At 70.2% G+C, this 21714-nt stretch carries 13 protein-coding genes, 1 tRNA gene, 1 rRNA gene and 1 pseudogene; 13 read left to right on the top strand and 3 right to left on the bottom strand.

What is annotated here, in order from left to right; translation table 11 throughout:
* The first annotated feature begins 78 nt into the window (after positions 1-78).
* The 3 genes from rrf to AOK11_RS17740 all read left to right on the top strand — a co-directional run bounded on the left by rrf (position 79) and on the right by AOK11_RS17740 (position 1147).
* Positions 79-195, top strand: a 5S ribosomal RNA gene (gene rrf, locus AOK11_RS17750).
* A 100-nt stretch (positions 196-295) separates the two neighbouring features.
* Positions 296-973, top strand: coding sequence for a DegT/DnrJ/EryC1/StrS family aminotransferase (locus tag AOK11_RS17745; RefSeq protein WP_107098612.1), 678 nt, complete (start codon positions 296-298; stop codon positions 971-973).
* Between the two features lie 101 nt (positions 974-1074).
* Positions 1075-1147, top strand: a tRNA-Thr gene (locus tag AOK11_RS17740).
* A gap of 75 nt (positions 1148-1222) precedes the next feature.
* Here AOK11_RS17740 and AOK11_RS17735 read toward each other — a convergent pair.
* A complete protein-coding gene (locus AOK11_RS17735; protein WP_055594691.1) occupies positions 1223-3976 on the bottom strand; it encodes a SpoIIE family protein phosphatase in 2754 nt (917 codons plus the stop codon).
* A gap of 436 nt (positions 3977-4412) precedes the next feature.
* Here AOK11_RS17735 and AOK11_RS17730 point away from each other — a divergent pair, with 436 nt between their 5' ends.
* The 10 genes from AOK11_RS17730 (at position 4413) to AOK11_RS45035 (ending at position 19776) form a co-directional block, all read left to right on the top strand.
* Positions 4413-9896, top strand: coding sequence for a HAMP domain-containing protein (locus AOK11_RS17730; protein ID WP_079034923.1), 5484 nt, complete (start codon positions 4413-4415; stop codon positions 9894-9896).
* A gap of 335 nt (positions 9897-10231) precedes the next feature.
* Positions 10232-10909: a response regulator gene (locus AOK11_RS17725; protein ID WP_055594690.1), complete on the top strand. Its 678-nt coding sequence runs from the start codon at positions 10232-10234 to the stop codon at positions 10907-10909.
* A 298-nt stretch (positions 10910-11207) separates the two neighbouring features.
* On the top strand, positions 11208-13997 hold the full coding sequence (locus AOK11_RS17720; RefSeq protein ID WP_206188875.1) for a DNA translocase FtsK: 2790 nt from the start codon (positions 11208-11210) through the stop codon (positions 13995-13997).
* 251 nt (positions 13998-14248) lie between these two features.
* The gene (locus AOK11_RS17715; protein ID WP_055594689.1) at positions 14249-15106 is read left to right on the top strand and encodes a helix-turn-helix domain-containing protein; all 858 of its coding nucleotides are present in this window, start codon (positions 14249-14251) and stop codon (positions 15104-15106) included.
* 102 nt (positions 15107-15208) lie between these two features.
* Positions 15209-16684 (top strand): 30S ribosomal protein S12 methylthiotransferase RimO, encoded by a 1476-nt coding sequence (gene rimO, locus AOK11_RS17710; protein ID WP_079034922.1) that lies wholly within the window; start codon positions 15209-15211, stop codon positions 16682-16684.
* A complete protein-coding gene (pgsA, locus tag AOK11_RS17705; protein WP_055594687.1) occupies positions 16681-17553 on the top strand; it encodes a CDP-diacylglycerol--glycerol-3-phosphate 3-phosphatidyltransferase in 873 nt (290 codons plus the stop codon). Before rimO ends, pgsA begins: the two co-directional genes overlap by 4 nt.
* The gene (locus AOK11_RS17700) at positions 17550-18095 is read left to right on the top strand and encodes a CinA family protein (protein WP_055594686.1); all 546 of its coding nucleotides are present in this window, start codon (positions 17550-17552) and stop codon (positions 18093-18095) included. The genes pgsA and AOK11_RS17700 overlap by 4 nt, the downstream gene beginning before the upstream one ends.
* A gap of 109 nt (positions 18096-18204) precedes the next feature.
* Positions 18205-18585, top strand: a complete 381-nt coding sequence (locus AOK11_RS17695) for a helix-turn-helix domain-containing protein (protein WP_055570607.1) — start codon at positions 18205-18207, stop codon at positions 18583-18585.
* Between the two features lie 204 nt (positions 18586-18789).
* Positions 18790-19260 (top strand): Dps family protein, encoded by a 471-nt coding sequence (locus tag AOK11_RS17690; protein ID WP_055594685.1) that lies wholly within the window; start codon positions 18790-18792, stop codon positions 19258-19260.
* A gap of 180 nt (positions 19261-19440) precedes the next feature.
* Entirely contained in the window at positions 19441-19776 is a 336-nt protein-coding gene (locus AOK11_RS45035) for a hypothetical protein (RefSeq protein ID WP_055594692.1), read from the top strand.
* Between the two features lie 490 nt (positions 19777-20266).
* Here AOK11_RS45035 and AOK11_RS17680 read toward each other — a convergent pair whose 3' ends face one another.
* Together AOK11_RS17680 and AOK11_RS17675 are read right to left on the bottom strand one after the other, a co-directional pair.
* Positions 20267-21073, bottom strand: coding sequence for an Fpg/Nei family DNA glycosylase (locus AOK11_RS17680; RefSeq protein ID WP_055594684.1), 807 nt, complete (start codon positions 21071-21073; stop codon positions 20267-20269).
* 102 nt (positions 21074-21175) lie between these two features.
* A pseudogene (locus AOK11_RS17675) lies at positions 21176-21714 on the bottom strand (DEAD/DEAH box helicase); the annotation flags it as partial.

Here is a 21714-nt window from a genome sequence, read left to right as displayed (position 1 = left end):
TCGCGTCCACTGTGTTGGTTCTGAAACCACGAACGACCCCACGTGCTTGGCGTGGTGCGGTTGTCTGTTTCATAATGTTTCGGTGGTCATAGCGTAGGGGAAACGCCCGGTTACATTCCGAACCCGGAAGCTAAGCCTTATTGCGCCGATGGTACTGCAGGGGGGACCCTGTGGGAGAGTAGGACGCCGCCGAACAATTCTTGAAAAGGGTTGGACCCCGAACTTCGGTTCGGGGTCCAACCCTTTTTTGTTCTGCGTCACTTGAAGTTCACGTTGCGCAACGAGCATCGTTCCCATGGGTACTGCTGCACTGCTCAGGGCCGCCGGCGTCGGATTCGGTGACGAGGTGGTCGTGTCCGCCTTCGGGAACGTGGAGGTTGCCGAAGCCGTCACTCTCGCAGGTGCGTTGCCGGTGTTCGCCGAGATAGATCCGGCGACCTACTGCCTCGCGCCGGCCGCCGTGGAAGCGGCCATCACCCCACGCACGGCGGCCGTCGTCGCCGTGCATCGTTTCGGCAGGCACGCCGACCTCGCGCGGTTGCACACTCTCGGACAGCGACACGGCCTGCTCGTGCTGGAGCACGGGGAGTCCGAGGCTCCGTACGACGAGGTCGCCCGGCGCAGGGAGCGGGCAGCCTACCTCGACGCGAAACTGCGGGGGGTGCGGACGCCCGACGGAGGCGACGGGCACACCTACCAGCAGTACGTCGTACGGATCCCCGGAAACGGACGGCCCGACCGGGACGCCTTCGCACGGGCCGTGCGGGCCAGGGGAGTCGAGTGCAGGGTGCCGGTGAAGACGCCTGTGCACCGGCTGCCGGAGTTCCGGCGGTGCGTGTCCCTGCCCGAGACCGAACGGGCCGCCGACGAGACGCTCGCCCTGCCCGTGGACGCCTCGTTGACCAAGCGGGACATGCAGCGCGTCGCGTCGGCGTGCAACGCACTGGGCGGACTGCTGCAGGCGGCTGTCTGAACCGCGGGCGAGGACCAGCCGGGGAGCGCTGGTTGGGAGCACGGGGCTGCTCAGGGTATGATCTATTCCGTTGCCGGGCGGGAAACCGCAGTTGGCAACAGGCCCCTATAGCTCAGTCGGTAGAGCGTCTCCATGGTAAGGAGAAGGTCAACGGTTCGATTCCGTTTGGGGGCTCCGATCAGAAAGGCCCCGCCCTCCCGGGCGGGGCCTTTCTCATGCCCGGATCTGATCCGGCAGCTCTGATCCAGCTCACTCCTGGTGAAGTTCCGGGACGCGCATGGCGAGGATCGCCATGTCGTCGGAGGGGGCGTCGGAGGCGAAGCGTTCCACTGCGCGCATGATGCGGGCGGCGACCGCGCCGGCGGTCAGACCCGTACAGGTCGTCAGGACGTCGGCGAGGCCGTCGTCGCCGAGCATGCGCGTGCCCTCACGGCGCTCGGTGACACCGTCGGTGACACACAGCAGGACGTCGCCCGGATCGAGCGTGACCGTCTGCTCGTACAGCTCCAGGTCCTCCAGGACACCGAGGAGGGGCTGGGGATCGGCTGCCGGTTCGACGGTGCCGTCCTGGCGCAGGCGCAGCGGCAGCGGGTGGCCGGCGCACACCACCTTCAGGTCCGCGCTGCCGTCCTCCCGCGGGCGCAGCTCGCCGTAGAGCAGGGTGAGGAAGCGGCTGCGGGCGCCCTCGTCGAGGATGGCGGAGTTCAGGCGCTCGAGGACCGCGGGGCCGCTGAGGCCCTCGCGGGCCAGCAGCCTCAGGGCGTGCCGGGCCAGGCCGGTGACGGCCGCGGCGTTCGGGCCCGTACCGCAGACGTCGCCGATGGCGAAGCCGTAGGTGCCGTCGCTGATCGGGAACAGGTCGTAGAAGTCGCCGCCGACCTCGTTGCCCTCGCCGGCCGCGCGGTAGATGACCTCGACCTCGACGCCGTCGATGTCGGGGAGCTCCGGCGGCAGGAGGCTGCGCTGGAGGGACTGGCTGATGGCCGTGCGCTCGGAGTAGAGGCGGGCGTTGTCCAGGGCCAGGGCGGCCCTGCGGGAGAGGTCCTCGGCGAGCTCCAGGATCTCCTGGCGGAAGTGTTCGTCGGTCGGCTTGCCGAGCGTCAGCATGCCGATGACGCGGTTACGGGCGACCAGCGGGAGGACCACCGTCTCGCCACCGACGGCTGAGGCCGTGGTGAGGGTGGGACCGATGCCGGAGGTGACCTGGCCGCTCGGGCCGCTGGACAGGCCCAGGCTGCGCATGGACGAGCGCAGGGCCGCCTGATGGGCCACCTCGCCGGGAGCCGACCAGACACGGGCGCCGGGAGCGGGGACCGGATCGGGCGGGGCGATCTTCGAAAGCAGGGACTTGATGCCGTCGATGAGCTCCTCGTCCTCGTGCAGCACGTAGGAGAGGTACGGCTCGGACGCCTGGTCGGCGATCGTGTAGACGGCGCACCAGGTGGCCAGGGTGGGGACGGTCATCTGGGCCATGAGGGCCAGGGTCTGGTCACGGTCCAGGGTGCCGGCCAGCAGGTCGGACGCCTCGACGAGGAAACTCAGCGAGCCCCGGCGCAGTCGCTCCAGCTCGCCCAGACGGGCCGACTCGACAGCCAGGGCGATGCGGTCGGCGGCGAACTGGAGGCGCAGCGCCTCCTCGTTGGAGTACCGGCCGGCTCCCTCCGCGGCGACGCCGAGGGAGCCCGTGAGGCGGCCCTCGACCTTGAGCGGGACCGTGACGACCGAGCGCATGCCGGTGCCGTTGAGAAGCGGAACCGCACCGGGCAGGGTGGAGAGGTCGTCGTGGACGGCCGGCATGCGGGCGGAGCCGTAGCGGCCGGAGCCGGCCTCCACCGGGACGCGGGCGAAGCGCTGACGGGTGGAGGGCAGGCCGGTGGAGGCACGTACCTCGAGTTCCGTCTCGTCATCGGTGGCGAGGAGCAGGAAGGCGGAGTCACCGTCGAGCATGTCGCGTGCGCGTTCCACCGTGCGCTGCAGGAGGCCGTCGAGGTCGTCCGGGGCGGGCGAGCCGATGAACACCTCGAAGGGATCGGTGCTCTGGCTCTCGGAGGAGCCGGCCGAGTCGGCGGAGGGGCCTCGCAACGGGGTCTGCAGGACCGCCCTTTCGTGGTCCCTGACGAGAAGGCACACGGTTGACGGATCGCCGTCCGTGTCGCGGACACGAAGGTGCGAGGCGTAGACCGGGACCACCCGGCCGCTGGTGTCCCTTATGCCGTAACTGCCTTCCCAGCGGGAGAGTTGGAGCGCCTCCGCGATGCCGGTGCCGGTGCCGGGAGTGTGCGGCCAGGCGGCGAGGTCGGTGAGCGGCTTGCCGGTGACCTGGTCGGCCGTGTAGCCGAAGAGTTCCTCCGCGTCCTCGTTCCAGGAGGAGATCGCGCCGATCCGGTCGATCTGCACGACGGCGACGCGGACCCGGGCGTCGGCGATCGGGAGGAGTTCGGACGGCAGCGCCGGCCCGGCCGAGCGGGCGCCCACCGGGCGGTCGGGAACGTCGAGTTGGAACCAGACGGTCTTGTGGGCGGGGGTGTACTCGACGCCCCAGCGGCCGGCCAGGGCCGCGCAGAGCTGGAGGCCGCGCCCGCCCTCGCGGTCGGGGCTGCCCATGCCGGCGGCCGGGCCCTGGAGCGGGACCTCACGCTCCGGGTACCGGTCGGTCACCTCGATCCGTACACCGTCGTCGCAGCGCAGGCACAGCAGGTCGGCCCAGGTGCCGGCGTGGATCACGGCATTGGTCACGAGCTCGCTGGTGAGGACCACGGCGTCGTCGATGATGTCGGCGAACCCCCACCCTTGGAGGGTGTCGCGGACGAAGGAGCGGGCACTCGCGACCGAGCGCCCGACGGGCTCGAAGCTGGCGGCCGCGCGCGCGGTGATCACAGAACTCCTCGACCGGTTCTCGACGGGCATGGTCCCCTGGGCGACCGGCTCGTGCCGCTGGTGCGGCAGGCCGCTCGTCGGCCGAGGGTCCGGGGGCTGTTCCCCCGGGATCAGTCCGCTGCTCATGTGTGCGGCCGCCCTCCGATGCCCGCTCGTCTCCGTGCCACAGCCCGGACCGGACGGACCGGTGTGGCTGGACAGCCGGATGCAAGGTTACTTACCTTCGCGGTCCGAGCGGAGGCCGGTCTGCTGTGTTTCCGTCGGGAGGTGTCCGACGTCCGGAGTGCGTGCGGACGATGTGCGAAGCTGCCGAACTGTTATGGCCTGGTTCGGCGGGGGTGAAACACTGGGCAGGCCGGTTGTTGCGAAGGCCGGACAGGGAGGGTGTCCTCCGGGCCGGGCGGCGGTCCGGGTAGAGCCCTGACCGGCAGGGCAGGTATCGCAGTAGTACACGCATATGCACGAGTAAACAGAACAGGCAGAAGCAGTCAGCAGTCACAGGTACGCCGTGCGGTGGTACCCGAGTACAGCAGTAACGGTCGACCCCTGCGGGAGGGACACAGTGGAGTCTGGCGCAGCGACGCGGGGCACGAACACGCGCGCGAAAGGCGGACAGTCCCCTGGTAAGCAGGGCAGGTCCCGGGGCGGGACCACCATGGTGGACACCGTGGCCCTGAACCGCCTGATGGTCGCCCTGGTGGCGATGCGGGACGGGAATTTCCGCAAGCGGCTCACGGTGTCCGGCGACGGCGTGATGGCGGAGATCGCGGCGGTTTTCAACGAGGTGGCCGACCGCAATCTCCATCTGACGGGTGAGCTGGCGCGGGTGCGGCGCACGGTGGGGCGCGAGGGGAAACTCACCGAGCGCCTGGAGACGGGGGCCTGCGAGGGTTCCTGGTCCACCGCGATCGACAACTCGAACGCGCTGGTGGACGATCTGGTGCGGCCCGTCTCCGAGGTCAGCCGGGTGCTGTCGGCGGTGGCCGACGGTGATCTGTCACCGCGGATGGAGCTGCGGGCACAGCTGGGCGACGGGCAGGGACAGCCGCTGCGCGGCGAGTTCCTGAAGGTCGGGCGTACCGTCAACAATCTGGTCGACCAGTTGTCGACCTTCACCGACGAGGTCACGCGGGTGGCCAGCGAGGTCGGTACCGAGGGCAAGCTGGGCGGCCAGGCCCGGGTGCGGGGCATGTCCGGTTCGTGGAAGGACCTCACGGACTCGGTCAACACCATGGCGGAGCGGCTGACGGCGCAGGTGCGCGACATCGCGCTGGTGACGACGGCGGTCGCCCGGGGCGATCTGTCCCGCAAGGTCACCGTGCACGTCGAAGGCGAGATGCTGGAGCTGAAGAACACCGTCAACACGATGGTGGACCAGCTCTCGGCGTTCTCCTCCGAAGTGACCCGCGTCGCGCGCGAGGTGGGCACCGAGGGTGCGCTGGGCGGGCAGGCGCAGGTGTCCGGGGTGGACGGTGTGTGGAAGGAGCTCACCGACTCCGTCAACACCATGGCCGGGAACCTGACGGCGCAGGTGCGCGAGATCGCGGAGGTGACGACCGCGGTCGCCAACGGCGACCTGTCGCGGAAGGTGACCGTTCCGGCCCGTGGCGAGGTCGCGCAGCTGGCCGAGACGATCAACCAGATGACCGAGACGCTGAAGATCTTCGCGGACGAGGTCACCCGGGTCGCCAACGAGGTCGGGGCCGAGGGGCAGCTGGGCGGTCAGGCGAACGTGCCCGGTGCCGCCGGTACCTGGAAGGACCTGACGGACTCCGTCAACACGGTGTTCCGGAACCTGACCACGCAGGTGCGGGACATCGCGGCGGTGACGACGGCGGTCGCCAACGGCGACCTGTCGCAGAAGGTCACCGTGGACGTGGCCGGCGAGATGCTGGAGCTGAAGAACACCGTCAACACGATGGTGGACCAGCTGTCCTCCTTCGGTGCCGAGGTCACGCGCGTGGCGCGCGAGATCGGTGTCGAGGGCGAGTTGGGCGGCCAGGCTCAGGTGCCGGGGGCGGCGGGGACCTGGAAGGACCTCACCGACTCCGTCAACACCGCGTTCCGCAACCTCACCGGTCAGGTGAGGAACATCGCCCAGGTGACGACGGCGGTGGCCAACGGCGACCTGTCGCAGAAGGTCACCGTGGACGTGTCCGGCGAGATGCTCCAGCTGAAGAACACCGTGAACACGATGGTGGACCAGCTGTCGAGCTTCGCCGACCAGGTCACGCGCATGGCCCGGGACGTGGGCACGGAAGGCCGGCTGGGCGGTCAGGCCAGGGTGGACGGCGTATCGGGCACCTGGAAGGAACTCACCGACTCCGTCAACTCGATGGCGTCCAATCTGACCGGCCAGGTGCGCAACATCGCCCAGGTCACGACGGCGGTGGCCCGGGGCGACCTGTCGCAGAAGATCGACGTCGACGCGCGCGGGGAGATCCTCGAGCTGAAGAACACCATCAACACGATGGTGGACCAGCTGTCGTCGTTCGCCGACCAGGTCACGCGGGTGGCCCGCGAGGTGGGCACCGAGGGCCGGCTCGGCGGCCAGGCCCAGGTGCCCGGTGTCGCCGGCGTGTGGCGCGACCTCACCGACTCGGTGAACGGCATGGCCGGCAACCTCACCGCGCAGGTGCGCAACATCGCCCAGGTGGCGACCGCGGTGGCCCGGGGCGACCTGTCGCAGAAGATCACCGTGGACGCGCGCGGGGAGATCCTCGAGCTCAAGAACACGCTGAACACGATGGTGGACCAGCTGTCGTCGTTCGCCGAGGAGGTCACGCGGGTGGCCCGCGAGGTGGGCACGGAGGGGATCCTCGGCGGTCAGGCCGAGGTGCAGGGCGTCTCCGGCACCTGGAAGGACCTCACCCAGTCGGTGAACGGCATGGCGAACAACCTGACCCTCCAGGTCCGCAACATCGCCGAGGTCACCACCGCGGTCGCCAAGGGCGATCTGTCGAAGAAGATCACCGTCGACGCCAAGGGCGAGATCCTCGAACTCGTCACCACCGTCAACACGATGGTGGACCAGCTCTCGTCGTTCGCCGAGCAGGTGACCCGGGTGGCCCGCGAGGTGGGCACCGAGGGCATCCTGGGCGGTCAGGCGCACGTGCCCGGGGTCACGGGCATCTGGAAGGACCTGAGCGACAACGTCAACCTGATGGCCAAGAACCTGACCACGCAGGTGCGTAATATCTCCCAGGTGTCCGCCGCGGTCGCCAACGGTGACCTGACGCGGGAGGTCACCATCGAGGCGCGCGGTGAGCTGGCGCAGTTCGCCGACACCATCAACATCATGGTGAAGACGCTGAGGGCGTTCGCCGAGCAGGTCACCAAGGTGGCCCGCGAGGTGGGCACGGACGGCATCCTCGGTGGCCAGGCGCAGGTGCCGGGTGTGGCCGGTACGTGGAAGGACCTCACCGAGTCCGTGAACCGGATGGCGTCCAATCTGACCGGTCAGGTGCGCAACATCGCCATGGTGACCACGGCCATCGCCAAGGGCGACCTGACGAAGAAGATCGACATCGACGCGCGCGGGGAGATCCTCGAGCTGAAGACCACCATCAACACGATGGTGGACCAGCTCTCGTCGTTCGCCGAAGAGGTCACGCGGGTGGCCCGCGAAGTGGGCACGGAGGGGCAGCTCGGCGGGCAGGCGCGCGTGCGTGACGTCGACGGCACCTGGCGGGACCTGACCGAGTCCGTGAACGAGATGGCGGGGAACCTGACCCGCCAGGTGCGTGCCATCGCACGCGTGGCGACCGCGGTGACCCGCGGCGATCTGAACCTGAAGATCGACGTGGACGCGTCCGGGGAGATCCAGGAACTCCAGGACTACATCAACAAGATGATCGCCAACCTGCGCGACACCACGATCGCCAACAAGGAGCAGGACTGGCTCAAGGGCAATCTGGCCCGCATCTCCGGGCTGATGCAGGGCCGCCGGGACCTGGAGGACGTGGCCTCGCTGATCATGAGCGAGCTGACGCCGGTGGTCTCCGCGCAGCACGGCGCGTTCTTCCTCTCGATGCCCCTGGTCGACGGGGAGGACGTGAGCATCACCGACGACGACCAGTACGAGCTGCGCATGCTCGGTTCGTACGGCTACTCGCTGGGCTCGATGCCGACGTCGTTCCGGCCCGGGGAGGGGCTCATCGGGACGGCCGCCATGGAGAAGCGCACCATCCTGGTGGAGAACGCGCCCAGTGGCTACCTGAAGATCTCCTCGGGGCTGGGGGAGGCGCCGCCCGCCCAGGTGATCGTGCTTCCGGTGCTGTTCGAGGGGACCGTGCTGGGCGTTATCGAACTGGCCTCGTTCACCCCGTTCACGCACATCCAGAAGGACTTCCTCAACCAGATCGCCGAGATGATCGCGACCAGCGTCAACACCATCTCGGTGAACACCAAGACGGAGCTGCTGCTGGCGCAGTCGCAGGAGCTGACCGAGCAACTCCGTGAACGTTCGGCCGAGTTGGAGCAGCGACAGAAGGCGCTCCAGGCGTCCAACGCCGAACTGGAGGAGAAGGCCGAGCTGTTGGCCCAGCAGAACCGCGACATCGAGGTCAAGAACACCGAGATCGAGGAGGCGCGGCAGGTCCTGGAGGAGCGCGCCGAGCAACTCGCGGTCTCCATGCGCTACAAGAGCGAGTTCCTGGCCAACATGTCGCACGAGCTGCGCACTCCGCTCAACTCGCTGCTGATCCTGGCCAAGCTGCTCGCCGACAACCCCGAGGGGAATCTCTCCCCGAAGCAGGTCGAGTTCGCCGAGACCATCCACGGCGCCGGCTCCGACCTGCTGCAGCTGATCAACGACATCCTCGACCTGTCGAAGGTCGAGGCGGGCAAGATGGACGTCTCCCCGACGCGCATCGCGCTCGTCCAGCTCGTGGACTACGTGGAGGCCACCTTCCGTCCGCTGACCGCGGAGAAGGGCCTGGACCTGTCGGTGCGGGTCTCCCCGGAGCTGCAGGCCACGCTGCACACCGACGAGCAGCGGTTGCTGCAGGTGCTGCGCAACCTGCTCTCCAACGCGGTGAAGTTCACCGACTCCGGGTCCGTCGAGCTGGTCATCCGCCCGGCCCGCGACGATGTCCCGCAGGCCATCAGGGAGCAGCTGCTGGAGGCCGGTTCGCTGACCGACCCGGACGCCGACCTGATCGCGTTCTCGGTGTCCGACACGGGCATCGGGATCGCCGCCAGCAAGATGCGGGTGATCTTCGAGGCGTTCAAGCAGGCGGACGGCACGACCAGCCGCAAGTACGGCGGCACGGGACTCGGACTGTCCATTTCCAGGGAGATCGCCCAACTGCTCGGCGGTGAGATCCACGCGCAGAGCGAACCGGGTCGCGGCTCGACGTTCACGCTGTATCTCCCGCTGCACCCGAGCGAGTTGCCGCCGCACGGCTACCCGCAGTCCATGCCGGCCCTGGAGAGCGGCAGCACGTCCGCGTCGGCCGATTCCTCCGGTGCGACGGTGGAGGCACCGGCCGAGGCGACGTCGTACCGGGAGACCCAGAACGGTCCGGCCGCTCTGTTCCGGCGGCGTCGCAGGCCCCTGCCCGAGCTGGAACAGCGGCCCGCGCCGCAGGAGCCGGAACAGTGGCTGGGCACGCCGGCCCCGGAGCGGGAGCGGGATGCGGCGCCCCGGTCGCAGCGCGGTATCCGGTTCGGCGGGCAGAAGGTGCTGATCGTCGACGACGACATCCGCAATGTGTTCGCGCTGACCAGCGTCCTCGAACAGCACGGGCTGTCCGTGCTGTACGCGGAGAACGGCCGCGAGGGCATCGAGGTGCTGGAGCAGCACGACGACGTGGCGGTCGTCCTGATGGACATCATGATGCCCGAGATGGACGGATACGCGACGACGACGGCGATCCGTCGGATGCCGCAGTTCGCGGGACTGCCGATCATCGCGCTCACCGCGAAGGCGATGAAGGGCGACCGGGAGAAGGCGATCGAGTCGGGAGCCTCCGACTACGTGACGAAGCCGGTCGACCCCGATCACCTGCTGTCGGTGATGCAGCAGTGGATGCGGGGGGTGTGACCGCGGTGCCCCGGAAGAGGGGGGCGTGAGGGTGGTGATCCGGGGCGTGCGATGGTGGAGGAGGGCTTCACCGTTCACGTGGAGCCGCTGACGCGGCGTGCGTGAAGCCGTGTAGAAGTACGGGATTCGGGGAACCTTCTGGTCCCGCTCCGCGTTTCTGCTATGTGCACAGTGACATCACGGTGACAGGGTGTGGCGACGGGCGGGGTGCGGCTACGATGACCGGCACAAGGACGGGCGGCGCAAGGGCGCCGTCCCCTGGGACGGCACCCGCCGGTGTCCACCCAGGACCTGCGGACAGGGGAGGCCCCAAGCCGGGGCGAGGAGGGCGGGCCATGGTCCAGAAGGCCAAGATCCTCCTGGTCGACGACCGGCCGGAGAATCTGCTGGCGCTGGAGGCGATCCTCTCGGCGCTCGATCAGACGCTGGTACGGGCATCGTCCGGGGAGGAAGCACTCAAGGCGCTGCTCACGGATGACTTCGCGGTCATTCTGCTGGACGTTCAGATGCCGGGCATGGACGGCTTCGAGACCGCGGCGCACATCAAGCGGCGCGAGCGGACGCGGGACATCCCGATCATCTTTCTCACCGCGATCAACCACGGCCCGCATCACACGTTCCGCGGGTACGCGGCGGGTGCGGTCGACTACATCTCCAAGCCCTTCGACCCGTGGGTGCTGCGTGCGAAGGTCTCGGTGTTCGTCGAGCTGTACATGAAGAACTGCCAGCTGAGGGAGCAGGCGGCGCTGCTGCGGCTCCAGTTGGAGGGCGACGAGAAGGACGCGGGGGAGCAGAAGGAGTCCGCCGGCCTGCTCGCCGAGCTCTCCGCGCGGCTCGCGGCCGTCGAGGAACAGGCCGAGGCCCTGTCCAAGCAGCTCAACGACGAATCGACCGACGCGGCCGCGGTGGCCACGGCGGCCCATCTGGAGCGCAAGCTCACGGGATTGCGGCGGGCGCTGGACGCGCTGGAACCGGGCACGGGCGGCGTGTCCCCCATGCCGTCGCAGAACTGACCGACGACGTACGGGCCTTGTGGCTCGTACGGCACGGATCGTGGGCCGCAGGGCCTGTCCGGCATCTCATGCCGGAGCCCCGGGGGTCGGCACGGCCTCCCTCCTCCCTCCTCCGCCGTGCGGTGGAACGTACCAGTCCCCGCTCGCCCCAGCCGGACAGAAACCGTCAGTCACCTTTGACTTGGTCCGCCGGACAGCCTCTCCCCGCGTCAGTTCGGCGCCTCCGTGGCAGCGACACGAACGGGTGAAGCGGCTGGCACGCGTGTCCACCGGCGTCTCCACCGGTAACCTCACCCCCATGGCCTCACGTCCCTCCGCAGCCAAGAAGCCACCCGCGAAGAAGGCGGCTGCTTCCGCGAAGGCCCCGGCGAAGAAGGCCGTTGCCAGGAAGCCGCCTCCCAAGAAGGCCCCGGCCAGGAAACCGCCCGCCAAGAAGGCCGGGGCGAAGAGGCCCGCTCCCAAACCGGCTCCCAGCCCGACCGGCGGCGTCTACCGGCTCGTGCGCGCCGTGTGGCTGGGGCTGGCGCACGCCGTCGGAGCGGTCTTCCGGGGCATAGGGCAGGGCGCCAGGAACCTCGACCCCGCCCACCGCAAGGACGGCCTCGCGCTGCTCCTGCTCGGCATCGGACTCATCGTCGCCGCGGGCACCTGGGCCGACCTCGAGGGTCCCGTCGGCGACCTCGTGGAGATCCTGGCCACCGGCGCGTTCGGCCGGCTCGACCTGCTGGTGCCGATCCTGGTCGCGGTCGTCGCGGTGCGCCTCATCCGGCACCCGGAGAAGCCGGAGGCCAACGGCCGCATCGTGATCGGCCTGTCCGCGCTCCTCATCGGTGTGCTCGGCCAGATCCACATCGCCTGCGGCTCGCCCGCCCGCAGCGACGGCATGCACGCCATAAGGGACGCCGGAGGGCTCATCGGCTGGGGCGCGGCCACGCCACTGTCGTACACCATGACCGATGTGCTCGCCGTGCCCCTGCTGGTGCTGCTCACCGTCTTCGGACTGCTGGTCGTCACCGCCACTCCGGTCACCGCCATTCCGCAGCGGCTGCGACTGCTCGGCACCAAGCTGGGACTCGTCCACGACCTCGAGCCGGAGGAGTTCGGCGAGGACGACGAGCGCTACGACGAGCAGTGGCGCGAGGCGCTGCCCGCGAGCCGCCGAGGGCGCGGACGCGCGCCTGTGGAGTACGACCCCGACCTCGCGGAGCGGGAGGCGCTGTCACGGCGCCGGGGCCGGCCGCGCAGGTCCGCGGTGCCCCAGCCCGACATGAACCGGCCGATGGACGCCGTGGACGTGGCCGCCGCGGCCGCCGCCTCCCTCGACGGCGCCGTCCTGCACGGGATGCCGCCCTCGCCGATCGTCGCCGACCTGACCCAGGGCGTGCGCACGGGCGACCGCGAGCCGACCACCCCGACACCGGTGCCGGCCGCCCGCCCCCAGCAGGGCGAGCAGGACAGGCCGAGGCCGGGCGTCAGGCAGAACGCGCCGAAGCGGGGCGGGCAGGACAAGCAGGACCGGGAACGGGCGGACTCCGGCGTCCTGGACCTCACCAAGACCCCGGCCGAGCCCCGCGACCTCCCCCCGCGCGCGGAGCAGCTCCGGTTGTCCGGTGACATCACCTACTCCCTGCCGGCCCTCGACCTCCTCACGCGCGGCGGCCCCGGCAAGTCGCGCAGCGCCGCCAACGACGCCGTCGTCGACTCGCTCACCACCGTCTTCACCGAGTTCAAGGTCGACGCCCGCGTCACCGGCTTCACGCGCGGGCCCACGGTCACCCGCTACGAGGTGGAACTCGGCCCGGCCGTGAAGGTCGAGCGGATCACCGCGCTGACGAAGAACATCGCGTACGCGGTCGCCAGCGCCGACGTACGCATCATCAGCCCCATCCCCGGCAAGTCCGCAGTCGGCATCGAGATCCCGAACACCGACCGGGAGATGGTCAACCTCGGTGACGTACTGCGGCTCGCGGAGTCCGCCGAGGACGACGACCCGATGCTGGTCGCCTTCGGAAAGGACGTCGAGGGCGGCTACGTCATGCACTCGCTGGCGAAGATGCCGCACATGCTGGTCGCCGGCGCCACCGGCTCCGGCAAGTCGTCCTGCATCAACTGCCTGATCACGTCGATCATGATGCGGGCGACGCCGGAGGACGTCCGGATGATCCTGGTCGACCCCAAGCGCGTGGAGCTCACCGCCTACGAGGGCATCCCGCACCTGATCACGCCGATCATCACCAACCCCAAGCGGGCCGCCGAGGCCCTCCAGTGGGTCGTCCGCGAGATGGACCTCCGCTACGACGATCTGGCCGCCTACGGGTACCGGCACATCGACGACTTCAACCGCGCGGTGCGCGAGGGCAAGGTCAAGCCGCCCGAGGGCAGCGAGCGGGAACTCCAGCCGTACCCGTACCTGTTGGTGATCGTCGACGAGCTGGCCGACCTGATGATGGTCGCCCCGCGGGACGTCGAGGACGCCATCGTGCGGATCACGCAGCTCGCGCGGGCGGCCGGTATCCACCTGGTGCTCGCCACGCAGCGGCCCTCGGTCGACGTCGTCACCGGTCTGATCAAGGCGAACGTGCCCTCCCGGCTCGCGTTCGCCACCTCCTCCCTCGCGGACTCGCGGGTCATCCTCGACCAGCCCGGCGCCGAGAAGCTGATCGGCAAGGGAGACGGCCTCTTCCTGCCGATGGGGGCGAACAAACCGACCCGTATGCAGGGCGCGTTCGTGACCGAGGAGGAGGTCGCCGTCGTCGTCCAGCACTGCAAGGACCAGATGACGCCCGTCTTCCGGGACGACGTCGTCGTCGGGACCAAGCAGAAGAAGGAGATCGACGAGGACATCGGCGACGACCTCGACCTGCTGTGCCAGGCGGCCGAACTGGTCGTCTCCACCCAGTTCGGGTCGACGTCCATGCTCCAGCGCAAGCTGCGCGTGGGCTTCGCGAAGGCGGGCCGGCTCATGGACCTCATGGAGTCCCGGAACATCGTCGGACCGAGCGAGGGGTCGAAGGCTCGTGACGTTCTTGTGAAGGCTGACGAGCTGGACGGCGTGCTCGCCGTGATCCGGGGGGAGTCTGAAGGGTAGGCAGGGGGACACGGTCGTCGCTTCGGCGCACCCAGGTGGCCGATCGTGACCCACCCGTAAGGGATCAGTGCGCAACCCTTTTCCCCGGTCGCACGTCAAGTTGAGGGAAACGGTAAGCAGTAGTGCCATCATCGGCATGTCGGGCCATTCCGATGGCGTACAAAGTCAGGCCGCCCGGTTGCCCCACCCTTTTGTCACCCCCCTAGACTGAACCTCCAGCACAGGTGGCTACACGCTCGAAAGGCGCCCCCGTGTCCATCGGCAACTCTCCTGAAGACGAGCGTCCGTTCGACGACGTATCCGACGTACCCGATGTGTCCGACGACGTCTCCGAGGGAGACCGTCCCTCCGTCGGACGTGCGCTGAAGCAGGCGCGCATCGCCGCCGGCCTCACCGTCGACGACGTCACCACAGCCACCCGGGTCCGCATCGCCATCGTGCACGCCATCGAGGCGGACAACTTCGAGCCCTGCGGCGGCGACGTCTACGCGCGCGGGCACATCCGAACCCTGGCCCGGGCCGTGCACCTCGACCCCGCCCCACTGATCACCCAGTACGACGCCGAACACGGAGGCCGTCCGGCCCCCACCCCGGCAGCCCCCCTGTTCGAGGCGGAACGCATCCGTCCCGAGCGGCGCGGGCCCAACTGGACCGCCGCCATGGTGGCCGCGATCGTCGTCGTCATCGGCTTCGTCGGGTTCACGATGGTCAACGGCGGCGACGGCGACAAGGCGAACGTCGCCGACGGCGACGCCACTGCGAGCGCCTCCGAATCCTCCACCCCCAAGTCCGAGAAGCCCGCCCCCGAGCCGGAGTCCTCCGACAGTGCCATCGCGGCCGCGCCGCAGGACAAGGTGATCGTCAAGGTGAGCGCCCCCGACGGGCGCAGCTGGATCTCCGCCAAGGACCACAGCGGCCGGCTGCTCTTCGACGGACTGCTCGCGCAGGGCGACTCCAAGACCTTCGAGGACAGCTCGAAGATCAACCTCGTGCTCGGTGACGCCGGCGCGATCGACCTCTTCGTCAACGGCAAGAAGATCGAGGACGACTGGCAGCCGGGCGCCGTGGAGCGCCTGACCTACACCAAGGGCGACCCGCAGGCCGGATAACGGGACGGCATCCACCCAAAGGGTGCTTCGTCGACGGGGTCGGCCAGGATCGGTCAACCCCGTCGACGTGGGGCGTCAGCGGGACGAAGTAGTCTTGAGCCCATGCCTGATCGCCGCACCGTCGCACTCGTCACCCTTGGCTGCGCCCGTAACGAGGTGGACTCGGAGGAGCTCGCAGGCCGTTTGGAGGCGGACGGCTGGCAGCTCGTGGAGGATGCCGAAGACGCGGACGTCGCCGTCGTGAACACCTGCGGTTTCGTCGAAGCCGCCAAGAAGGACTCCGTCGACGCCCTCTTGGAGGCCAACGACCTCAAGGGCCACGGCAGAACACAGGCCGTGGTGGCGGTGGGCTGCATGGCCGAGCGGTACGGCAAGGAACTCGCCGAGGCGCTCCCCGAGGCCGACGGCGTGCTCGGCTTCGACGACTACACCGACATCTCGGACCGCCTCCAGACCATTCTGAACGGCGGCATCCACGCTTCCCACACCCCGCGTGACCGGCGCAAGCTGCTGCCGATCAGCCCCGCCGAGCGGCAGGAGTCCGCCGCGTCCGTCGCGCTCCCGGGGCACGCCCCGGTGGACCTGCCCGAGGGCCTCGCCCCGGCTTCCGGCCCCCGCGCGCCCCTGCGGCGCCGGCTGGAGGGCACCCCGGTCGCCTCCGTGAAGCTCGCCTCCGGGTGCGACCGGCGCTGCTCCTTCTGCGCCATCCCGTCCTTCCGCGGCTCCTTCATCTCGCGCCGCCCCAGCGACGTGCTGGGCGAGACGCGATGGCTGGCCGAGCAGGGCGTGAAGGAGGTCATGCTGGTCTCCGAGAACAACACCTCCTACGGCAAGGACCTCGGCGACATCCGCCTCCTGGAGTCCCTGCTGCCCGAGCTCGCCGAGGTCGACGGCATCGAGCGGGTCCGCGTCAGCTACCTCCAGCCCGCCGAGATGCGTCCCGGCCTGATCGACGTGCTGACCTCCACGCCCGGGGTCGTCCCGTACTTCGACCTGTCCTTCCAGCACTCCGCGCCCGACGTGCTGCGCGCGATGCGCCGCTTCGGCGACACGGACCGCTTCCTGGAGCTCCTCGACACCATCCGGAGCAAGGCGCCCGAGGCCGGGGTGCGCTCCAACTTCATCGTCGGCTTCCCCGGCGAGTCCGAGTCCGACCTCGCCGAGCTCGAGCGGTTCCTGACCCACGCGCGGCTGGACGCCATCGGTGTCTTCGGCTACTCCGACGAGGAGGGCACCGAAGCGGCGACGTACGAGCACAAGCTGGACGAGGACGTCGTGGCCGAGCGGCTCGCGCGGGTCTCCCGGATGGCCGAGGAACTCGTCTCGCAGCGTGCCGAGGAGCGGGTCGGCGAGACCGTGCGCGTGCTGGTGGAGTCCGTCGACGAGGAGGAGGGTGTGTACGGCCGTGCGGCACACCAGGCTCCCGAGACCGACGGCCAGGTGCTGCTCACGAGCGGCACGGGCCTGCGTCCCGGCCGTATGGTCGAGGCGAAGGTCGTCGGCACGGAAGGTGTCGACCTGGTGGCCGAGCCGCTGTTCCAGGGTTCGCCCGCGCTGAGCGAGGAGGCGGGCAGATGACGGGTGTCCCGGCATCCGCGGCGGGAGGCCCCTCCGGCGCGAGGAGGGCGGCGGCGACTCCGGCCGGCCGTTCGCGGCCCGGCGGGACTCCGGGCGGTGAAGCCTCCCGGACCCGGACCCCCGCCTCCCCGGGCGCGACCGACAGCGCCGCGGGCGGCGTTCCGGAGGGGGTTCCCGGCAGCACGCCGCGCGGCGTTTCCCACGACGTTTCGAGCGGCGACGGCCGTGACGGCGACGGGCACCCGGCGCGGGGCAAGAAGATCGCGGCGGCGGCCGTCAACCAGGCCAGCGTCTGGAACATCGCCAACCTGCTCACCATGCTCAGGCTGGTCCTCGTTCCGGCCTTCGTCGCCCTGATGCTGGCCGACGGGGGATACGACCCGGCCTGGCGCTCGTTCGCCTGGGCCGCCTTCGCCGTCGCCATGATCACCGACCTGTTCGACGGTCATCTGGCGCGCACCTACAACCTGGTCACCGATTTCGGGAAGATCGCCGATCCCATCGCCGACAAGGCGATCATGGGAGCGGCGCTGATCTGTCTGTCCGTGCTGGAAGACCTCCCCTGGTGGGTCACCGGAGTCATTCTCGGCCGGGAACTCGGCATCACCCTCCTGCGTTTTCTGGTCATTCGCTACGGCGTGATTCCGGCGAGCCGCGGGGGCAAGCTCAAGACCCTCACCCAGGGCGTGGCCGTCGGCATGTACGTGCTGGCGCTGACGGGGTGGCTGGCGACTCTGCGGTTCTGGGTGATGGCGGCGGCTGTCGTGCTCACGGTCATGACCGGGCTCGACTACGTGAGACAGGCCATTGTGCTGCGCCGACAGGGAATTGCGGAGAGGAAGGCCGCGTTGGAAGAGATGGAAGCGTGAGTTCTCCGGCCGCCGAAGTAGTGCGACTACTCACCGTGAGGGATATGACGTTGGCCGTCGCGGAATCGTTGACCGGCGGTCTGGTGGCCGCGGAGATCACTTCCGTCCCCGGGGCGTCCAAGGTATTCCGGGGTTCGGTCACGGCGTACGCCACCGAACTCAAGCATGAACTGCTCGGCGTCGACGCCACCCTGCTGGCGCGGAGCGGAGCGGTGGATCCGCAGGTGGCGGCGGAGATGGCGGCCGGTGTCCGCAAGGCGCTGGGCGCGGACTGGGGGATCGCGACCACGGGCGTCGCCGGCCCGGATCCCCAGGACGGACAATCCGTCGGGACCGTCTATGTGGCCGTGCACGGGCCGTCGGCGGCACTTTCGGGTTCCGCCGGTGGCAGAAAAGTGGAGCGCCTGCGGTTGAACGGCGACCGGGCGGAAATTCGTATGGAGAGTGTACGGAGCGTACTCGCACTGCTTCTTGAGGAGCTTGCGGGCGAACAGACCGGGAATGAGCGGGCACAGGATACGGAACGGAACGGGGGGTTTTGATGTTTGCAGCCCAGAGTGAACACGACATCGCTCCCCGCACGGCCGCAGCGCAAGGCGGTACGGTGGGGCGAGAAGGATCCGGATACACGGCCCGAGGAGGGAGCCACCGATGATTCTGCTCCGTCGCCTGCTGGGTGACGTGCTGCGTCGGCAGCGCCAGCGCCAGGGCCGTACTCTGCGCGAAGTCTCCTCGTCCGCCCGAGTCTCACTCGGCTATCTTTCCGAGGTGGAGCGGGGGCAGAAGGAGGCTTCCTCCGAGCTGCTCTCCGCGATCTGCGACGCGCTGGACGTACGGATGTCCGAGCTCATGCGGGAAGTGAGCGACGAGCTCGCCCTCGCCGAGCTGGCCCGGTCGGCTGCAGCAACCCCCAGCGAACCCGTACCCGCGCCGGTTCGCCCGATGCTGGGTTCCGTCTCGGTGACCGGTGTGCCACCGGAACGGGTGACCATCAAGGCGCCCGCCGAAGCGGTGGACGTCGTCGCCGCCTGACGCGGCGCAACAGTGTGACGACAGGCCCCGGCAGGGGCTCTTCCGGGAGATCCGGAGGGGCGTCGCCGGGGTTTTCGCTTGCCCGCGTTCCGGGGCCGGGCCGTCCCGTTCCCCGCGTATGTGTGTGCATTTGCCGGTCCGAGGCGTGACCGCCATGGTTGAGGGAACGAGGGACCATGCGGGGGATCAGCCACGGAGGTGCGGATGTACGTCGTGAAGAGCCCATTGTCCGACGAGAACCTGAAGACTGTGTCCGAGGCGCTCCAGGGAGCCCTCGTCGACCTGGTGGACCTCAGCCTGGTGGCGAAGCAGATCCACTGGAACGTGGTCGGGCAGCGCTTCCGTTCCGTCCACCTGCAACTCGACGAGGTGGTGGCCCTCGCGCGGACGCACACCGACACCGTGGCGGAGCGCGCCGCGGCACTGGGCGTCTCACCCGACGGGCGCGCCGCGACGGTGGCCGTCGGCAGCGGCATCGGGGTGACGCCCGAGGGCTGGGTCGACGACACGGCCGCGGTGAGTGCCATGGTGGACGCCCTGGGTGCGGTGATCGCGCGGATGCGCGAGCGGGTCGACGCGACCGGTGAGCCGGACCCGGTGAGCCAGGACCTCCTCATCGCGGTGACGGGAGATCTCGAGAAGCAGCACTGGATGTTCCAGGCCGAGAACGGGTGACGTGTTCCCGGGCACTGCCCTGAGCGGCAGCGAACCGGGCCGGGCGGGCGTGCGGCACGCCGGGGCCGTAGGAGCACAGGGGCGGCGATCGGCGCGGGGTGGGGTGCGCCCGTATGCCGTCGGTGCGCCCCGGTCACCCGGATGAGCGGCCTCATAACGTCCGACCGGAGGTGGGAGGCCATGAGGGCGCGGGCGGTTCGCCGGGGTGCTCGGGGCGCTGTGCTGGGACTCGGGATCCTGTGGTGGTGGGCCGCGGCGAGGCTGCTGCTGGCCCCCGACGCCGGAGTGCTGGAGGCGGCGGTCGCGGCCGGGGGCTGGGGGCTGAGCCTGCTTCCGGTGCACTGCATGCCGAAGGAGCGCGCGAAAGGCGTCTTTGCGGACGGGCGGTGGCGGCGGGCCTGGAAAGCGGGCGCCGGTACCTCGGCGGCCGGTACCTCAGCGGCGGTCACTTCGCCGGGGGCCGGCCCCACGGCGTCGCCACGTCCCCGTTCGGGTGGGGAATCCGGCCTGTGGTGAAGGGTTCCCGCCCGAGGTCAGGTGCAAGGCGGTCCGTGCGACGTCCTCCGGCTCGCCGACCCGTCCCAGGGGCGACGACAACCGGGCCGTCCGGGCCCTCCGGGTCGGCACGGGCAGGGTCGTGAAGTTCACGTCCGGCGCGCGGTCGAGGTCCTCGTCCCGGGGCTCGAGGACGGGCTGCCGCGCATGGCCCATGGATCCCTGCGACCGCGGGCAGCACCTTTGGGCGGTCGCGGGCGGCCACCGCCCGGACGACCGGACGCGGGCGGTGGCCGCCCGCCGCCGGGATACGGGCCGCCCTCTCGTGCCGGCCCTTTGCGTCGGGGTCCGTGACGTGCGCGGTCGCCCCCGTCTCGGTCGGCGATGGCGCGCAGGCACGGCCGGTGCCGTCGGCGGCACCGGTGCCGAGGGCGGTGAGGGCGTAGGGCGCGAGGGCCATGGGGGGACGTACGAGCAGACCTGACGGTCCGCCGATCGGTGGCCCGCCGATTCAGGAGCCGGATACCGGGGCCGGGCCCTGCTGACAGACGGGGCACCAGTAGGTGGGGCGCTCCCGGGAACCGTCGCCCTGGTCGGCCCGGCGGACCTCGGTACGGCAGCGCAGGCAGGGGCGAGCCGCGCGGCCGTAGACGAACAGGTTCTGGTCGCGGCGTCCCGTGGTGTTGCGGACGGGACGGTCGCGGTTGTACTCCAGCAGCTTCCTGGCGAGTCCGGGCAGCTGAGCGGCGCGTTCGGGGGACAGTTCACCGAGGGGGAGCCAGGGTGTGACGCCGAGCAGGAAGCAGAGCTCGCTCTTGTACACGTTGCCGATGCCGGCGAGGTTGCGCTGGTCGAGGAGGGCCTCGCCGAGCGGGAGGGCCGGGTCGCGGAGCAGGTTGGCCATCGCCAGGGAGGGATCCCAGTCAGGGCCGAGGAGGTCGGGGCCGAGGTGGCCGACCACGCGGTCCTCGTCGGTGGTGCGCAGGAGTTCGAGAACGGGCAGGCGGTAGCCGACGGCGGTGCGGTCGGCATTGCCCAGGATCGCGCGGATCTGGTGGGCCGGACCGCCGCTCCAGCGCTGCCCGTTCGCGTACACACGCCAGGAGCCGTCCATCCGCAGGTGCGAGTGCAGGGTCAGGCCGCCCTCGACACGGGTGAGGAGGTGCTTGCCACGCGGGGTGACGTCCAGGACGGCGCGGCCGGTGAGGTCCGCCGTGGCGAACCGGGGCACCCGGAGGTCGCTGCGGGTCAGCACCGTGCCCGCGAGGGCGCTGTGCAGCCGCTTCGCTGCCTGCCGGACGGTGTCTCCTTCGGGCATGGGTCAAGGGTGGCATGCCCTCGGGCGGGGACCGGGGGAGTGCGGCCGGGCGCTGTGGCCGGGACTGAGGCGGACCGGGGAGGACGGAGGGCGGGGCGTGTGTCAGGCGCGGAGGCGCAGGCCTCTGGGGGTGGCGACGAAGCCCGCGGCCTCCAGAAGCGCCCCGAGCTTTGAGGTCAGGGCCGGGGCGCCGTTGACCCGCTCCACGGTGACCGTGCCGAGGGAGCCCGCGCGGGCGGCAGCGGCCAGGGCCTCCGCCGCCACGGGAAGGCGGGGGTCGTCGGCGGGTTCGCCGTCCGGGTCCGCGGGCCACGCCAGCACCGTCTTGCCGCCGCGCTCCACATAGAGCGTCAGCTCACCGTCGACGAGGACCACCAGCGAACCCGCCTTGCGCCCCGGCTTGTGCCCGGCGCCTGTCGGCGGCTCGGGCCAGCCCAGGGCCGCCCCGTAAGCGTTCGCGGGGTCGGCGGCGGCCAGGACGACGGCCCGCAGGGCGCGGTCCGGGCCGGTGCGCCGGCCCGCGAAGGGGTCGTACGACGGGCGGACTTCCTGTTGCCGGGGCACGGGAGCCTGCACGGCGAGGTCGCGCGGGGAGACGTAGTCGCCCGGCGACGGCCGCGGGTACGGTGCCCAGCCGGCGC

The sequence above is a fragment of the Streptomyces hirsutus genome, from assembly GCF_001418415.1.
Taxonomy (GTDB): domain Bacteria; phylum Actinomycetota; class Actinomycetes; order Streptomycetales; family Streptomycetaceae; genus Streptomyces; species Streptomyces hirsutus.
This window is presented reverse-complemented; position numbering and strand designations above follow the sequence as displayed.